Source organism: Moorena sp. SIO2C4 (genome assembly GCF_010672485.1).
Classification (GTDB): domain Bacteria; phylum Cyanobacteriota; class Cyanobacteriia; order Cyanobacteriales; family Coleofasciculaceae; genus Moorena; species Moorena producens.
Genome location: NZ_JAAHGN010001435.1, coordinates 1 through 1445 on the forward strand (window position 1 = coordinate 1; position 1445 = coordinate 1445).

Below are 1445 nucleotides of genomic sequence, written 5' to 3' on the forward strand. Positions count from 1 at the left end.
CCGAATATTTTTGGTACGACCCGTTTAATCCAGAGGATTTTGCCGGATTTAGGTTGCACAATGGCGTCTATCAGCCTTTAACTGAAGATGAACAAGGACGACTAATTAGCGAAAGATTAGGATTAGCCTTAGTTCGTTGGCAAGGGGTCTATAAAAATAATGTTGATACTACTTGGTTACGTTGGGCTACTAATGACGGAATTGTGCTACCTACTGCTGAAGAAATAGCAGTGCAAGCTCAAGAAGAAGCAGCTCAAGCTCAAGAAGAAGCAGCTCAAGCTCAACAACAAGCTACTCAAGCTCAAGAAGAAGCAGCTCAAGCTCAACAACAAGCTACTCAAGCTCAACAACAAGCCGCTCAAGCTCAACAACGAGCTGAGCAACTGGCTGCTCGCTTACGAGCTATGGGAGTAGATCCTGATCAAGTTTGAAGCGATCTCGCAACGGATTGGTGTAAGCATTGAGCGGTCAGCGGTTAGCACTCAACCCTTGGCCAGTGGCTGACCGCTGATAGCTGATATAGCGCTACGCGCCAGGCAAGAGGCAAGAGGCATGCATGCTAAAGCTTACTAAGCACCTAAACAAAATTAATTGGGTGCGGCTCTTTTAGGAATACGCTATATTACAAGTACACTACATACTTCTAACCCTTTCTATATTTAGATTTAAGTTTTCTAGGCTAAAGGGATAGAATTAAGCGATCGCAAAAAAATGAAACGCAAAAACCCCATTTCAATGTGTAATACGATAATACAAAAAAGATATTATCTTGTTTTTCACTCTTTGAGCGAGACTATTTTGAGCATGTCTCAAGCATACAATTCTTTTTATGCAAGGATTTCATACTTTATGCAAAAATACAATTTTTATTTTCAAAAGAGCCGCACCCAAATGATAAATGAATACCCTTTGATATCTGTATTTCATCCGATGAATTTGTAACGACACCAGCGTGAAGCACTATATTTGTATCCCCTTTGTGTTTTTCAAAAATTGGGATGCTCTCCATCCTTGCTATTGATGGCAGCAGATTCAGTGACATTCCTGAGAGTTCCTAGGTAAGTCACGTAAGAAGTACCACCTGTGCCATAACCCGTATTATTCTTGTCACCCGGATTAGATATGTACTTAGGAATCATTTTGAAATGACTGGTTCGCATCAAAAGAATATTTCCAACACAGTTATTGTAAGCTCTTACTAAATCTGAAGAACCATTTTCTATCACAAAGCTCCTTACTTGGCTCTTCTGATAAATTTCCTCCAAGAACTTTCTATGAGGGGCTGGCATATAGTTTACAAAATCATAGTAGTCTTTTAAAATCAAATCCACAGGAATAGATTTTTTTTCGTTAAGAATTTCTCTTTGTACAGGATCCAGAGACATACAACCCATAATCCGGTCTAAGAAAGGCATCGCGCTGCTTTGAGAACCTGTTTCTCCTCT

General features: G+C 40.0%; 2 pseudogenes. One reads left to right on the top strand and one right to left on the bottom strand.

Features of this window, described 5'->3' with window-relative positions:
* Positions 1 to 431 (top strand): annotated as a pseudogene (locus F6K20_RS38330) (Uma2 family endonuclease); the annotation flags it as partial.
* Positions 432 to 986: 555 nt separating this feature from the next.
* On the opposite strand, the pseudogene F6K20_RS38335 reads toward F6K20_RS38330, so the two are convergent.
* Positions 987 to 1445: pseudogene (locus tag F6K20_RS38335) on the bottom strand (hypothetical protein); the annotation flags it as partial.